General features: G+C 51.8%; 15 protein-coding genes. 14 read left to right on the top strand and 1 reads right to left on the bottom strand.

Features of this window, described 5'->3' with window-relative positions; translation table 11 throughout:
• Positions 1-64: 64 nt before the first annotated feature.
• Complete coding sequence (locus tag ACYUJT_RS12800; protein WP_460322546.1) at positions 65-772, top strand: TerC family protein; 708 nt, start codon at positions 65-67, stop codon at positions 770-772.
• A 55-nt stretch (positions 773-827) separates the two neighbouring features.
• Here the strand turns inward: ACYUJT_RS12800 and ACYUJT_RS12795 are convergent, their stop codons facing one another.
• Positions 828-1,646 (bottom strand): AraC family transcriptional regulator, encoded by an 819-nt coding sequence (locus ACYUJT_RS12795; protein WP_460322543.1) that lies wholly within the window; start codon positions 1,644-1,646, stop codon positions 828-830.
• 145 nt (positions 1,647-1,791) lie between these two features.
• On the opposite strand from ACYUJT_RS12795, the gene ACYUJT_RS12790 reads away from it, so the two are divergent.
• From ACYUJT_RS12790 to ACYUJT_RS12730, 13 genes are all read left to right on the top strand, one after another.
• On the top strand, positions 1,792-2,898 hold the full coding sequence (locus tag ACYUJT_RS12790) for a Gfo/Idh/MocA family protein (RefSeq protein WP_460322541.1): 1,107 nt from the start codon (positions 1,792-1,794) through the stop codon (positions 2,896-2,898).
• Between the two features lie 65 nt (positions 2,899-2,963).
• A complete protein-coding gene (locus tag ACYUJT_RS12785; protein ID WP_460322538.1) occupies positions 2,964-3,734 on the top strand; it encodes a sugar phosphate isomerase/epimerase family protein in 771 nt (256 codons plus the stop codon).
• Positions 3,727-4,806, top strand: coding sequence for a Gfo/Idh/MocA family protein (locus tag ACYUJT_RS12780; protein ID WP_460322535.1), 1,080 nt, complete (start codon positions 3,727-3,729; stop codon positions 4,804-4,806). The genes ACYUJT_RS12785 and ACYUJT_RS12780 overlap by 8 nt, the downstream gene beginning before the upstream one ends.
• Positions 4,807-4,831: 25 nt before the next feature.
• The gene (locus tag ACYUJT_RS12775) at positions 4,832-5,800 is read left to right on the top strand and encodes a sugar phosphate isomerase/epimerase family protein (protein WP_460322532.1); all 969 of its coding nucleotides are present in this window, start codon (positions 4,832-4,834) and stop codon (positions 5,798-5,800) included.
• Positions 5,801-6,051: 251 nt separating this feature from the next.
• Positions 6,052-6,369 (top strand): winged helix-turn-helix transcriptional regulator, encoded by a 318-nt coding sequence (locus ACYUJT_RS12770; RefSeq protein WP_460322529.1) that lies wholly within the window; start codon positions 6,052-6,054, stop codon positions 6,367-6,369.
• 58 nt (positions 6,370-6,427) lie between these two features.
• Positions 6,428-7,000 carry an FAD-dependent oxidoreductase gene (locus ACYUJT_RS12765; protein WP_460322526.1) on the top strand — a complete coding sequence of 191 codons (573 nt, stop codon included), beginning with the start codon at positions 6,428-6,430 and terminating at the stop codon, positions 6,998-7,000.
• A gap of 200 nt (positions 7,001-7,200) precedes the next feature.
• Complete coding sequence (locus ACYUJT_RS12760; RefSeq protein ID WP_460322524.1) at positions 7,201-7,914, top strand: hypothetical protein; 714 nt, start codon at positions 7,201-7,203, stop codon at positions 7,912-7,914.
• A gap of 242 nt (positions 7,915-8,156) precedes the next feature.
• Entirely contained in the window at positions 8,157-10,589 is a 2,433-nt protein-coding gene (gene nirB / locus ACYUJT_RS12755) for a nitrite reductase large subunit NirB (protein ID WP_460322522.1), read from the top strand.
• 21 nt (positions 10,590-10,610) lie between these two features.
• Positions 10,611-10,934 (top strand): nitrite reductase small subunit NirD, encoded by a 324-nt coding sequence (gene nirD / locus ACYUJT_RS12750; protein ID WP_460322520.1) that lies wholly within the window; start codon positions 10,611-10,613, stop codon positions 10,932-10,934.
• A 52-nt stretch (positions 10,935-10,986) separates the two neighbouring features.
• Positions 10,987-11,781: a formate/nitrite transporter family protein gene (locus tag ACYUJT_RS12745; RefSeq protein WP_460322518.1), complete on the top strand. Its 795-nt coding sequence runs from the start codon at positions 10,987-10,989 to the stop codon at positions 11,779-11,781.
• Between the two features lie 207 nt (positions 11,782-11,988).
• Complete coding sequence (locus ACYUJT_RS12740; RefSeq protein ID WP_460322516.1) at positions 11,989-13,356, top strand: ABC transporter substrate-binding protein; 1,368 nt, start codon at positions 11,989-11,991, stop codon at positions 13,354-13,356.
• A 100-nt stretch (positions 13,357-13,456) separates the two neighbouring features.
• Positions 13,457-14,341, top strand: coding sequence for a carbohydrate ABC transporter permease (locus ACYUJT_RS12735; RefSeq protein WP_460322513.1), 885 nt, complete (start codon positions 13,457-13,459; stop codon positions 14,339-14,341).
• Positions 14,341-15,171: a carbohydrate ABC transporter permease gene (locus ACYUJT_RS12730; RefSeq protein WP_460322511.1), complete on the top strand. Its 831-nt coding sequence runs from the start codon at positions 14,341-14,343 to the stop codon at positions 15,169-15,171. The genes ACYUJT_RS12735 and ACYUJT_RS12730 overlap by 1 nt, the downstream gene beginning before the upstream one ends.
• The last annotated feature ends 8 nt before the right edge of the window (positions 15,172-15,179 follow it).

Genomic DNA, 15,179 nt, shown 5'->3' with positions numbered 1-15,179 from the left:
CAATACCGGCACGGCGTTTTTTGTTGGGACAAGTTCATCGGGAGAAAAAGAAAGGAGAGAAAAAATGGACTTTACTTCGTTGGACTTTTGGACCGCGCTTATGTCGATCGTGCTGATTGATCTTGTTCTTGCAGGCGACAATGCCATCGTGATCGGGCTTGCGGCTCGCAACGTGCAGAAGGAAGACCAGAAGAAAGTAATCCTTTGGGGAACGGTTGGAGCAATTCTCGTCCGCGTCATCATGACGCTGCTTGTGCTGCAATTGCTCAATATTCCTGGGCTTCGGCTCGCCGGCGGTCTGATGCTGCTGTACATTGCGTACAAATTGCTCGTGGATGAAAAAGATCATGATATCGATGCAGGCAGCCAAATGTGGGCGGCGATCCGGACGATCATCATCGCCGATACGATGATGGGTCTGGACAACGTGTTGGCCGTGGCTGGTGCAGCTCACGGGGATTTCGTCCTAGTTATTATCGGGCTGGCGATTTCCATTCCTATCATGGTCTGGGGAAGCACGCTGATACTGAAGCTTACGGATCGTTTCCCGTTCGTCATTACGATCGGTGCTGCCGTGCTGGCATGGACCGCAGCCAAAATGCTTGTCCAAGAGCCGCTCATTGAAGGCTGGTTCGCAGCAGGCTGGGTCAAATACGGATTTGAAATTATTTGCATCATCATCATCGTAGCGCTTGGATCTTACGTGAAGAAAAACCAGGAGAAGAAGCGCCAAATCGAACAAGCCTTGAATCAAGGAAATTCTCCGGTCTAACATGAAAAAACGCCGCTTTGTCGAAGGACAGGGCGGCGTTTCGTTGTTTATGCATTCAGCCATCGCTCCGGGCGCTCTGGCGAAACTCTTTGGGCGACATGCCATAGCGCTTGCGAAAGATGCGGTGGAAGTAATTGTAGTTCGGAAAGCCGGAACTTTCCGCGACATGCTCTAAAGATAAAGGGCTATAGATGATGCGCTCGCGCGCCATGTTAATGCGGATTTCCAGCGTGTATTGAATGATGCTCGTGCCGAATGCCTGTTTAAACAGGAATACCGCCCGGGAGACGCTGATGCCGACGTGGGAAGCAACGTCCTCCAGCTTGAACGGGGAGGAAGCGTTCTCCTCGATATAGTTCTTGATGCGATGGGCAAGATATGACTGAGGCGACAGAACCTGATGCTCTTGCAGGTTGCGGTCGATATCCAGGCATAATATTTTCAGGTAATAATTCGCGATCTCCGGCGAAGGGTTAGAAATTCTGCGCTGCTCCATCATGATCTGCCGGAAGGCGCCGACGAGGCCCTCGGACAAGGTGACCTTGAATTTTTGCGGCCGCTTGGTTTGCTGCCACCATCGTTCAACCCAAGCGCCGGACAGGAAAATATGGTAATCTGCGCTATCCACCGTAAATTCACCGGATTGATTTTGCTCGGCTTCGATTTTTAGCTCATATGGTTCCTCAGGAGCGAACAGCAGCAGATCGCCTGGCTCCAGCAGCTCCAGCTGGCCGTTGATACGGCTTCGGCACCGGCCGGCCGTCTGCAGGCGAATCAGAAAATGGCCTAATCCGTCATCATTAGACATATGGAACGGCTTGCGGTGAACCGAGTAGCCTGCTGTCAGTATTTGCAAGTCATCATGAAGTCGCATACGTTGTCCTCCATTGCTTCGTTAAAAATAATAAGCAGATTGTTCATGTCTCAATCATATTATTCATTTTAAATTGCAACCGATTTAATTACTATGTTAATAGAGTGACGGCAAAACAACAATAACGCTTCTGGGGGTAACTCTAATGACAGCCATGAGAATTGGAATCATCGGATGTGGGAACATCAGCCCAGCCTATTTGAATTACTTGAAGGACAGCAATGTAGTAAAAGTGACGGCATTGGCCGATTTGCTGCTGGAGAAGGCGGAGGAGCGTGCCAAGGAATACGGCATTGAGCAAGTATACTCCGTGGAAGAGATGCTGCAGTCCCCGGACATCGACATGATCCTCAACCTTACGATTCCCGCTTCCCACGCGGCGATCAACATTGCCGCTCTGGAGCATGGCAAGCATGTATATGTGGAGAAACCGCTGTCGATATCGCTTGAAGACGCCAAACAGACGCTGGAACTTGCGGAGGCAAAGCAGCTGAGGGTAGGCTGTGCTCCCGATACGTTTCTGGGAACTGGACTGGAGACTAGCCGGATGGCGATTCAGGAAGGGCGGATTGGCCGTCCGGTCGCGGCCTCGGCATTCATGATGGGAGCAGGACCGGAAGGATGGCATCCAAACCCGGATTTCTTCTACCAGGAGGGCGGCGGGCCGATGTTTGACATGGGGCCTTACTATTTGACGGCGCTGGTCAATTTGCTCGGGCCGATCACTCGCATCAGCAGCTCGGCGCAAAGCTTGATCCCAGAGCGTATTGTGAAATCCGGACCGCGGGCAGGCACGCGGATTCCCGTGCATGTTCCGACGCATTATAGCGGAACGCTTGATTTTGCGGACGGGGCTATCGGCACCATGATCACGAGCTTCGACGTTCCTGGAGGCAGCACGCTACCTCGCATTGAAATATATGGAACGGAAGGGTCATTGCTTGTTCCTGATCCGAACTGCTTTGACGGCGAGGTGAAGATCCGCAGATATGACTCCGAGGAATGGAGCATTGTTGAGCCTGCTTTTGCCGGAGGCGCTAACGAGAGAGGCAAAGGGATTGAAGACATGGCCAGAGCGATTCTCGAGAACCGGGAGCACCGGGCCAGCGGCAAGCTTGCATACCATGTGCTTGAAGCGATGCATGCTTTCCTCGCCTCATCTAAAGAAGAAAGGCATATTCATCTGGAAAGCGCTTCATCTTTGCAGTCGATCGGGGCTTATCGCCCAGCCGACAAGGCAGTACTTGTATAGGCCTGGCAAGAGGCAGCTTCTTGGTAATGGTTTTATTCAATCCAATTATTATATGAGGTGACAACATGGCGAAATTAGGATTGCAGTTGTACACGGTTAGAGATCATTTGGAGAAGGATTTTGAAGGCACGCTGCGCAAAGTAGCCGAACTCGGCTATAAAGGCGTTGAATTTGCCGGTTATTACGGGCGTACACCCGGGCAGGTATCCGAATTATTGAAGGAGACGGGGCTAACCGTCATCGGGGCTCATACCTCGTACGACCGCCTGCTCAACGCGCTGGAAGAAGAGATTGCGTTCAACAAAGCGATCGGCAACCGTTATCTTATTTTTCCTTTCCTGGCTGAGGATGCGCGGGACCGTTGGCCTGAGGTCATTGAGGATTTGAAAGTGATCGGCAAACGCTGTGCTGATGCAGGGCTGGTGCTTCTTTATCATAATCACGAGTTCGAGTTGACAGAGACGCTGGACGGCCAGCCGGTGCTTGACGCGATCTATGAGCGCGTCGCTCCAGAGCTGCTTCAGGTTGAACTGGACTCCTGCTGGGTAACCTATGCAGGCTTCGATCCGCTGGCGTACATAGCGAAGTACAGCGGCAGAATTCCGTTATTGCATTTGAAGGATATCGTTAAGAAAGAGGACGGATCTGCCGAAACGGTGGAACTGGGCCGGGGAATTGTAGATATCAAGGCGATCGCGGACGCAGCTGCCGCAGACGGAGTGGAATGGATCATCGTAGAGCAGGATTACTGCGCCGGAGATTCGCTGGACAGCATTGCTGTCAGCATGGAATGGATTAAAGGTTATGTTCAAGAGGGAGGAAAAATCAATGTCTAAAACGTTAAAAGTAGCCATCGTCGGCTGTGGAGGAATCGCTAACGGCAAGCATTTGCCAAGCTTGGCTAAGCTGCCTGAGGTTCAAATGGTCGCTTTTTGCGATATTATAGAAGAGCGGGCTCAAAAAGCCGCGGCAGAATACGGCGTGGAAGGCGCCAAAGTATTTACGGACTTCCGCGAGCTGCTGAAGGAAGACGTGGATGTCGTTCACGTATGTACGCCGAACGATTCGCATGCTGAGATTACGGTTTCATCGCTGGAATCCGGCAAGCACGTCATGTGCGAGAAGCCGATGGCCAAGACCACAGAGCAGGCGCGCCAAATGCTCGATACAGCTAAGCGTACCGGGAAGAAGCTGAGTATTGCATACCAGAACCGCTTCCGCAGCGACAGCCTGTATTTGAAGCAGCTATGCGAGGCTGGGGAGCTTGGCGACATCTACTTGGGGAAAGCGCTGGCCATTCGCCGCCGCGCCGTACCGACGTGGGGCGTGTTCCTGGACGAAGAGAAGCAAGGCGGAGGTCCACTCATTGATATCGGCACGCATGCGCTTGACCTGACGTTATGGCTGATGGATAACTATGAGCCGAAAAGCGTCACGGGCTCAGTATTCCATAAGCTCGGCAGCCGCGAAAATGCTGCGAACGCATTCGGTCCTTGGAATCCGGAGGAGTTCAAGGTTGAGGATTCGGCGTTTGGCTTCATTACGATGAAGAACGGGGCTACTATCATGCTGGAGTCCAGCTGGGCGCTGAACGTGGTGGAGACGGGCGAAGCGAAAACGCTGCTCTGCGGTACGGAAGGCGGAGCCGACATGAAGGACGGCCTGCGGATCAACGGAGAGAAGCTGAGCCGCTTGTACGAGACGAAGGTTGACTTGGGCGCCGGCGGCGTAGCTTTCTTCGACGGCGAGGTAGAGACCGATTCCATCCGCGAGGCAAGAGCTTGGGTTGAGGCGATTCTTGAGGATAAGGAGCCGCTCGTTAAGCCGGAGCAAGCGCTTGTGGTCACCGAAATTCTGGAGGCGATCTACACCTCCGCGAGAACTGGCAAAACGGTATATTTTGACTAATTTAATGGGCTAAGGAGGTTCATCCATGAAACTAGGAGTATTTCTCGTTCTGTTTGGCGGACGTTCATTGGAAGAGGCGCTGGATATGGCCGCAGCGCAAGGGCTGAAAGCTGTGGAAATCGGGACCGGCGGGTATCCCGGCAATTCCCACTGCAATCCGGACGTGCTGCTTGAGGATAAGGCGGCTTTGGAACGCTTCAAGAAAGCAGTGGAATCGCGGGGCATGATCATCAGCGCCCTGAGCTGCCACGGTAATCCGCTGCATCCGCAGAAGGCGATCGCCAAGGAATTTCATGATGTGTTTGTCAAGACGGTACAGCTGGCAGAGCGGCTGGAAGTTCCGGTTGTAAACACATTCTCGGGTTGTCCGGGCGACCATGAGGATGCCAAGTATCCGAACTGGCCGGTAGCCCCTTGGCCGAACGACTATCAGGAAATACTGGACTGGCAGTGGAAGAACAAGGTGATCCCTTATTGGACAGAATGGGGAAAATACGCCGCTGACCGGAATGTAAAAATCGGTCTGGAGCTTCATGGCGGATTTTCCGTTCACACGCCGGGCACTTTGCTGCGGCTGCGCGAGGCCGCAGGCGAAGTAATTGGGGCTAACCTGGACCCGAGCCATATGTGGTGGCAGGGCATTGACCCGGTACAGGCGATTTCCATTCTGGGCCGGGCCGGAGCGATTCACCATTTCCATGCCAAGGATACTTCTGTAGATCCGATCAACGTCAATATGCACGGCATTACGGATATGCAGTCGTACACGGCAATGATGGACCGGGCATGGCAGTTCCGTACAGTCGGATACGGCCATGATCTTAAGACATGGAGCGACATTGTCAGCGCTCTTCGCTTGGTAGGATACGACTACGTAATCAGCATCGAGCATGAAGACGGGTTAATGTCAATTGAGGAAGGTTTCACGAAGGCGGCACGCAACTTGCAGGGAATCATTATCGAGGATTCCGCCGCCGATATGTGGTGGGTATAATTGGTTAAGGAAGCAGTATACTAGAAATAGCGGCTACCGCCTTGGTAGCCGCTTTTTATTAGGTGGTCTGTAACAAGTCGGAAGGTATGAAGAAATGGAACTTAAAGCGGATTCACTCCGCGCTCTTTTTACGGTATAATCGAATATTATCCCAGTGTTCACGGTGTAGAAAATATGTTAAGGTTGATATATACTAACTAAACGTAAGTTTTTGGCTTTCCGAGTCCACTCGGGTAGAGAGGTGAAGAACAATGGAAGATGCGCATCATACGTTGTGTCCGCGGTTCGAGTCGGCATTCTCGATCTTGGGCAAGCGCTGGAACGGACTGATTATCCATTCGTTGATGAGCGGGCCGAAGCGGTTCAAGGACATTTCCAACTTGATCCCGTCGATGAGCGATAAAATGCTGTCCGAACGCATGAAGGATCTGGAGAATGAAGGTATTCTCGTACGCCATGTATATCCGGAGACGCCGGTGAGAATCGAGTACGAGCTGACGGAAAAAGGGCTGGCATTGGGTCCGGTCATGGGCGAGGTTCAATGCTGGGCCGAGCAGTGGATCGAATAAGCTTCGTGCCGTTACCTGTGACGGATCGGCACGAATAATAACGAAAGTGGGTGTACTTGTGGCTGAGGTCATTGTGATCGGAGCAGGGCCAGCGGGAGCCAGCGCAGCTTTGTTCCTGGCAAAGGCAGGGAAGGAGACCCTCGTGCTTGACAGCAATACGAGCATGACGAAACGGGCATGGATCGAGAATCATTATGGAGCTGGAGGAATATCCGGTCCGGAGTTACTGAAAATTGGACGTGAACAGGCGGAGAAGTTCGGGGCCAAATTCATCGAAGAGAAGGTAACGGTCATTGATACCAATGGCGGTTCGAAAGTGACCGTAAAGACGGAGTCAGGCCGCAGCTTTGAAGCATCCCATATTATTCTGGCTACGGGCGTCCTGACCGATTTGGCCAGCTCCATCGGGCTCGAACTGAAGGATGGCACAGAGCCGCGGATCAAGACGGTGATCCAGACGGATGGTGCAGGAAGAACGAGCAAACCGCGGGTATGGGCAGCGGGCACGGCTGCCGGGGTCAGCGTCCATACGATCATTACCGCAGGCGACGGAGCTAAAGTGGCCATCGAATTAATCAGTGAGCTCAATGGCGAACGCTATGTTGACCACGATGTGCTAAAAAACGAATAACAAAGTTATCATGCTATTGTTTAAGAACGGGCTGCCCTGATAAGGGGGGCCTTTTTTTGTTTAGGAAGCTGTTAGTTATGGTTCTATCATATGCGTTGTAAAGCGGATTGATCCGACATTCATGTTTGAGAACTGCAGTCGAGTCCGTTATGCTAGAAAGAGAATACTCAATTAGGCATTTACGGAAAGCAGGTGCAGACATGAACTACAAAACGGGTATTATTACGATTATGACCATAATCCTCACTCTGCTTGGCACGGGCTGTACGGTGCAGACTATAGAGGAGCCTCCGGCTCCGGTGGAACAAAAACAAGAGCATGATGACATTACTTTAAAAATAGATGGAAGTACTTTGATCCCGGATGTAACGAGCAGTATCCATTTCGACTATATGGAGGGACTTACCGTACGGCAAGCGCTGGAGAGCAGCCAGTCGATCCAGCTTATGAATGAAGGCAAGGGGATTTTGTCCGTCGGGGACGTAGCGCTGGATACGACATTGGAATGGGGCGTCCAATTAAACAAGAAGGATCTGAAGCCGGAGGACTGGAACACAAAGCTGAAGAAGGGCGACGTTATTCTCATCTATGTCAAGACGGTGAGCAGCGAAGCGGATCTGACAGAACAGGGAGCGCTTATTTTAACGGTGAATCACGGCGTCGCCGGCGGCGGGGAACGGCTGCATTACGTGAAACGGTATGAAGATAACATTACGGTAAGGGACTTGCTGAGAATGAGCGGAATCGTCACATTCAATTTGAACAACAAGCAGATTATCGCAGTTAATGGACAACAGCCAGGCATGCATGAGGTGTGGATTTTAAAGGTAAATAGTAAAGAGCTTAAAGAGAACGGTTTGGAAATGCGCCTTAACCCGCATGATCATGTGCAGTTGGAGCTGATCAGAATTTAATCTGGATATCTTGTTCTTCATTGAGGTGTCCCATTTCGCGAAGATACCGCCAAAAGTTTCAGCAGAGGCAATCTTCGCGAAATGCAAGATGCAAGCGGGGACGCAAGAAAAATGTGACAGTTTTTGTGATAATATTCACAATTAATGTGAATGTAATCACAATGTCATTTAAATTTTAATTATATAATTACATCATGAATGGGAAACCGAAGGCTCTAGTTAAGAAGGAGGCATTCCTCGATATGAATACTCATAAACCCAAACTGGTCGTTATCGGTAACGGGATGGCCGGAATCAGTACAGTCGAACAAATTCTAAAGCTGACAACACAATTCGAAATTACGGTATTTGGCAGCGAGCCGCATCCGAACTACAATCGCATCATGCTCTCCTATGTACTTGAGGGAAGCAAGACGATCGACGATATCGTGCTTAATGACTGGCAATGGTATGCCGATAACGGTATTACGCTGCACACGGGAACCAAAGTCGTACAAATCGACGAATCCCACAAGGAAGTAGTGACGGAAGAGGGAATGCGGGTTCCTTATGACAAGGTTATTATCGCAACAGGATCAAACTCGTTTATTTTGCCTATTCCCGGCAGCGACAAGCAGGGCGTCATCGGCTTCCGCGATATTGCGGACTGCAATCAAATGCTGGAGGCGGCCAAGACGTATAAGAATGCGGCCGTCATCGGCGGGGGACTGCTTGGACTTGAGGCGGCCAAAGGGCTTGTGCAATTGGGCATGGACGTGACGGTCGTCCACTTGATGGAGGACCTGATGGAGCGGCAGCTCGATCATCAGGCGGCGCTTATGCTGCGCACAGAGCTGGAACGTCAGGGCATCAAGTTCAAAATGCAGGCGCAGACGGTTGAATTGCTTGGCGGCGAGAGAGTGAGCGGCCTTCGCTTTACCGACGATACTGTGCTGGACGCGGATTTCGTCGTGATGGCCGTAGGCATCAAGCCGAACGTCGAGGTGGCCAAGAACAGCGGTATTGAAGTGAACCGCGGGATCGTCGTCAACGATTACATGCAGACATCATTGGAGGATGTATATTCGGTAGGCGAGTGCAATGAGCATCGCGGTGTATGTTACGGCCTCGTGGCTCCGCTCTTCGAGCAGGGAATGGTGCTGGCCAAGCATATTTGCGCCGTAGAAACCGCCGCCTATGAAGGTTCGATCGTATCCACGAAATTGAAAATCTCCGGCGTGGACGTTTTCTCGACCGGCGAGTTTATCGACGGACCCGAGCATACGGTTATCGCGAGCAAGGATGACTGGAAGCGCACGTACAAGAAGATATTGCTCAAAGAGGGCGTCATGGTTGGCGCCGTACTATACGGGGATATCACCGATTCCGCGGAGCTGCAAAAGCTGATCAAGCAAAAAACCGCTATGACCGACGAGCTGTACAATACGTTGATGGGCTCGGGCTGCTGCGGCGGTGGGGGAGCAAAAAAATCGGCCTCGGTCGAAACGATGGCCGACGATGAAATCGTATGCGGCTGCAACGGGGTAACGAAAGGGAATATTGTCGATGCGGTTACGAACCAAGGCTTAACGACCGTGGATGAGATCAAGGCCTGCACCGGTGCGACCCGTTCGTGCGGAGGCTGCAAGCCGGTCGTCGAACAAATTCTGCAATATGTGCTGGGAGACGGGTTTAAAACCGCAGCGAAACAAGGCATCTGCGGCTGCACCACGCTGAGCCGCGACGAAATCGTCGCCGAAATCAAAGTGAAGGGGCTGCAGACGACCAAAGAGGTCATGAATGTCCTTGGCTGGAATCAGCCGGAAGGCTGCTCGAAGTGCCGTCCAGCGCTGAATTACTACCTGGGTATGATCTACCCGGACACCCATGAAGACGAGAAGGAGTCGCGCTTCGTGAATGAGCGGATGAACGCCAACATTCAGAAGGACGGAACGTATACGGTTGTGCCGCGGATGTATGGAGGCGTAACGACGCCGGAGGATCTGAAGAAAATCGCCGATGTCTCTTTGAAATACGATGTTAAGGTGGTTAAAGTGACCGGCGGGCAGCGTTTGGATTTGATTGGCGTGAAAAAAGAGGACCTGCCGAAAGTGTGGGAAGAACTCGGCATGCCGTCGGGATATGCTTACGCGAAATCGCTGCGTACCGTTAAGACTTGCGTAGGCTCGCAGTTCTGCCGCTTCGGCACCCAGGATTCGATGAGCATGGGAGCGCTGCTGGAACGCAAGTTCGAGCGGATCGACTACCCGGCCAAATTCAAATTGGCCGTCAACGGCTGCCCGCGCAACTGCGCGGAAGCTTGCACGAAGGATATCGGCATCGTCGGCAACGACGGAGGCTGGGAAATCTTCATTGGCGGCAACGGCGGCATCAAGGCCCGCCTGGCAGATTCGCTCTGCAAGGTGAAGACGGATGAGGAGCTGATCGAGGTATGCGGTGCCGTCATTCAATATTATCGGGAGACGGGCAATTATTTGGAGAGAACCTCGGAATGGGTCGAGCGAATCGGCCTAGCGCAAATCAAGGCTGTAGTCGTCGACGATTTGGGCAATCGCCAGGCGTTGATGGAGCGCGTCGAGTTTGCCTTGAAGCAGGCGGAAGAGCCATGGAGCAAAATACTGAACGATCATGACAGCCGCAGCAAAATGTTCCACAGCGTAGAAATGAAGGGATAACGATCGGAGAGGAGAATGGATATGGGAGCAAAGCAGGAGACCATGCACCATGTAGGCACGCTGGAACTGTTTATGAAGCAGATCGGGCGGGTGGTGGAATTAAACGGCGAGCAAATCGCCGTATTCCGCGACTCCGGCGACCGCTTATACGCCGTGGAGAATAAGAACCCGCATCCGAAAGGCGGGCCGCTGGCCGAGGGCATCGTGTCGGGGCATTATTTATACGACCCGCTGTACGATTGGAAGATCGACCTGACTACGGGGCTGGTTCAAGCCCCGGACACTGGACAGGTAAAGGTGCATACGGTGACAATAGAGGACGGCAGCGTCTGGATCAGCGCATAGGACCCTACACGCGTTTTATAAGAAAGATGGGAGCAAAGGGGAGAGAACTGTTATGTATACGCAAAATATAGAGGCGATCATTGAAGCGGCAGTCAAGAAAAGAGACGCGATGCGGGAGAGCCTACCGAGGTACATCGTATCCGCCTTGCTCGCCGGTGCCTACGTGGGGCTCGGAATCATTCTCATCTTTAGTCTCGGAGCTCCGCTGGCCAAAGCGGAATCCCCTATTCAATCGCTCGTTATGGGAGCGTCCTTCGGGATTGCCCTCACCTTGGTCGTATTTGCCGGCTCGGAGCTATTTACGGGCAACAACATGTTTTTTACGATCAGCACGCTGGCTAAGCGGACGACCCCGGGCGACACGTTGAAGAACTGGGCGATCGTGTTCCTTGGCAACTTGGCGGGAGCGGTGGCGTTATGCCTGCTCATCGTCGGTTCAGGTTTGTTCAAGGCTGCCGGACCAGAGCATTTGATCTTCGCCGCCTCCGCGAAGAAGATGGCTGCTCCGATATCAGAGCTGTTTTTTCGCGGAATATTGTGCAACTGGCTGGTCTGTCTGGCGCTGTGGATGGCGAACCGGGCCAAGGATGACATTTCCAAGCTGGTGCTGATTTGGTGGTGCCTCTTTGCCTTCATTGCCAGCGGTTACGAGCATAGCGTCGCGAATATGACATTGCTTAGCCTCTCGGTCCTGCTGCCGAACCATCCGGAAACCATTTCGATTGCCGGCTGGCTGCATAACATGATTCCTGTGACATTAGGAAATATGGTAGGCGGTATTGTATTTGTGGGCATGGCTTACTGGTTCATCTCCCCCGTGCGCAAGAACAGCGGCGTTTCGAAATGATGAAGTCGTTATAAGAATAAGGCGCTCCACCGGCTGATCGCGGCTGGGGGCGTCTTTTTTTTGCTTTGAGCAGGGCGGCGGGCGCTTGTGATGAAGTCCATAGAAATATCCCCTCTAATAGTGGATTTGTCATCCTTACAGGCCGGAAGCCTTATTTTATAATGAGGGTGCAAAGAAATGCTACTCATTTATTAGGGAGGTCAAACAGTGAGAAAAAGTCTGATTATGATGTTAAGTCTGATTTTCGTGGCCGGTGCTCTGGTGGCGGGCTGTGGAAAAAGCAACAACGCCGTGGAGCCGGTAAATACGGGCGCCAATGGCGGGAATGCGCCGCAAAACAGCAAAACGGAGCCATTTGAGCTGAAAATGCGCCACATCGAAATCGGGGAGCCGAACAAAAAACGCTTGGCTCGCTTGGAGGCCGTTAAGAAGAAGACCGAAGAGCAGGTTCCTGGTTTGACGCTCAAGCTGGACGGCGTGGACAGCGAGGTTAACCGGAAAGACAAGCTTAGAAGTGAAATGGCCGCTGGCAATCCTCCGGATATTTTTGATGCCTTCGGCAGCCCGGATATCGGCGTATACGCCAAAGAAGGCTTGGTTCTCGACATCGGTCCTATTCTGGAAGAGTTGAATTTGAAGGAACGCTTCATCAACTTGGATCCTTGGACATACGATGGTAAAATATACGGCCTGCCAAAGGGCGGATCGATCGAAGGATATTTCTATAATAAAGAGTACTTTGCTGCGAAAGGGCTGGAAGTCCCGAAAACGCTAGCAGAATTGGAAGCGCTTGCCGATAAAGTGAAGGCTGACGGCAAGGTTCCTTTCGCCCAAGGCTCTAAGGATGCATGGGTACCACTCATGACAACGAATAATCTGTGGTCGTACTATGCGGGAGCTGATTTCACGGCAGGATTCAAGACCGGGGAATCGAAATGGAACGATCCGAAAATGGTTGAGGCCGTGAGCAAGCATCAGGAATGGGTGAAGAAGGGTTATTTCAAGAAGGGTGAGCTCGGCATCGACTACAACAGCCAGCGCAACCAGCTGCTAACGGATGAAGCTGTCATGATGTACGACGGTTCCTGGGCTTCCTCGGTGTTCAACGATGAGGTAGGCGCTGACGGCAAGAGCAAGTTTGGCTTCTTCGTCATGCCTCCGCTGAATGAAGGAGACGGCTTCAGCTCGATGGTTGACTCGAACAACGGCTATGGCTTCTCCGCGAAGGTGGCGGAGGATCCACAGAAGCTGGAAGCAGTCAAAGCGTTCATTAAGGTCTTTTTCAGCGATGAAATTCAATTGCAAAGTCTGAAAGAGGACGGATTACTGCCTTCCATGATTTTGAGCGAGGAAGATCTATCGGCCAATGCGGCTAATGACCTGGTTAAGGAAATCATTCTGCGCATGAATGAACTAGAGTACAAATGGCCAGCGTTCGACGCCTTGGTGCAGGCAGAGGTTAATACCGAGCTTAGCAGCGGTATCCATCGCGTCATCGAAGGCGTGCAGGATCCGCAGGCCATGCTTGACGCCTTGCAAAAAGTACAAGACGAAGCGAATGCAGCCGGAGAATAACGGCGTAAATTGACATGTGGAGCACCCCAGGCTAATCCAGGTGGTGCTCCTTTTCACAGCATAGCCGCATTGCAACTAAGTAAGAAGCTGGAGGGTTTTTATGAATAAGGCGATGAGAAATCCGCTGATGTATGCGTTGTTTCTGATTCCTACCTTTATCGGTATCCTATTATTTTTCATTTATCCCGTCATCAATGCCGCATTTTACAGCTTTACCGACTGGAACGGGATTGCCAAGACGTACAACTTCACCGGGTTCGTAAACTATACGAAGGCCATGAGCCAAAGCGCGTTTTGGGTATCGGTTCGAAATAACGGTTTCTTTATTCTGTTTTCTGTTTTCATCCAAGTTCCGCTGATTATCCTCTTCTCGCTCTTAATCGCGAACGTCAAGAAGCTGAAGGGGTTGTATAAAACGGCCGTGTTTATGCCTTCCGTCATGTCGACGGCGGTGATCGGCATTTTGTGGGGATTCATTTATGAACCGGATATCGGGCTGTTCAACAATGTGCTCGGACTGTTCGGCATCGAAAAAGTTTATTGGCTGTCTGATCGGAGTTGGGCCATGATCTCTATCCTGATCACGAATGCTTGGCAATGGACAGGGTTCTATATCGTCATGGTGCTTGCCGCGATTATTTCCATTCCGAAGGAGCTGGATGAAGCGGCGATGATTGACGGAGCGACAGGCTTCCAGCGGGCCATGCGGATCACGATGCCGCTTATCATGCCAATCGTGTCGGTCGTCATTATGTTGTCGATCGCCGGCGCCATGAAGGCGGCGGATATCATTATTGTCATGACCAAGGGCGGACCAGCTGGCTCCACTGAGGTGATGGCCACTTATATGCTGAAGCACTCCATCACCAGCTTTAAATATGGATACGGGAACAGCATCGCGGTCTTGATTTTTATTTTTACACTTATTATTACTGCGCTTTATCAAGTCCTTGTAGTGAGAAGAACGGAAAGGATCGAATATTGATGACAAAAAAACTCAAGGGCAGCCTGGCTCATATCCTATTGATGATTTATTTGCTGGTCATATTGTATCCGTTCTTGTTCGTGTTGTTCTCGTCGGTCAAGACTGACAATCTGGCGATCGCCAAAAATCCGTTCGGATTTCCGAAGGAATTTCAGTGGTCGAATTACGTGGAAGCCTGGGTCAATGCGAAAATCAGCACTTACTTCCTGAACAGCTTGTACATTGCCGTCATCGCTGCCGTAGCGACGATTATCATGGCTTCCATGGCCTCCTTCGCGCTTACCCGGATGAGGTTCACGAAGCTTAGCCCGATGCTGCTTCAGATTATCATTCTTGGCATACTCATCCCGGGCAACGCCTTGCTGCTGCCGGTATACAACCTGATGCGCTCGACGAACCTGCTGGATACACACTGGGCATTGCTCATTCCTTACGCAGCGAATTCTATCCCTTTTTCGGTCGTGATTTTAACGGCGTTCATGAAATCGCTGCCTAGCGAGATCGAGGAGGCGGCCGTCGTGGACGGGCTGAGATCTCCCGGCATCTTTGCCAGAGTGGTGATGCCGCTTACTGTTCCGGCGCTCGTGACCGTCTTTATCGTTAATTTCCTTGGCAACTGGAATGAATTTTTGCTTGCCAATTACTTTCTGTCCGAGGACTCGCTCAAGACGCTCCCTGTGGGGATGGTAGGCTTTCGTGACGCATTCAGCATCAACTATGCGCAAATGTCCGCGGGAATCGTCTACAGCGTCGTTCCGGTCATGGTGATCTATGCGATACTGCAAGAGAAGATCATTGAAGGTTTGACGGCCGGAGGCGTAAAAGGATAGATTAACAG

It is taken from the genome of Paenibacillus sp. YSY-4.3 (genome assembly GCF_054767475.1).
This window is presented reverse-complemented; position numbering and strand designations above follow the sequence as displayed.